The organism is Streptomyces sp. HSW2009 (assembly GCF_040240285.1).
GTDB lineage: Bacteria > Actinomycetota > Actinomycetes > Streptomycetales > Streptomycetaceae > Streptomyces.
Genome location: NZ_JBEHZD010001204.1, coordinates 1 through 328, shown reverse-complemented (window position 1 = coordinate 328; position 328 = coordinate 1). Strand labels below are relative to the sequence as shown.

The window sequence follows — 328 nt, the reverse complement described above, 5'->3', positions numbered from 1 at the left end:
CCGCGGGGGGGGGGGGGGGCGCGGCGGGCGGGGGGCGGGGGGGGGGCGGGCGCCGCGCCGGCCGCGCGCCCGGCGCCCGCCCGGGGGGCGGCGGACTCGGGCGCGGGGTGCTGGTGCGGGCCCAAGGCCGCGGGGGTGGCGCCGGTCGGGTGCTGGTCCGCCGTGGCGGGGTCCGCTGCCGTGGCGTCGGGGGCGCCCGCGGTGGGCTGCGGGGCGTTGGCTGACTGCGGGGCGTTGGCTGACTGTGGGGCGGCTTCGCCACGCGCGGGCGCGGGCGCGAGGTCGGCCGCGGCCTGTGCTGCCTCGGCCGGCGCGCCCGGGGCCGGTG

The 328-nt window shown here is 87.8% G+C and carries 1 pseudogene; it reads right to left on the bottom strand.

From position 1 onward, the window contains the following. Positions 1-328: pseudogene (locus AAHZ94_RS35205) on the bottom strand (hypothetical protein); the annotation flags it as partial.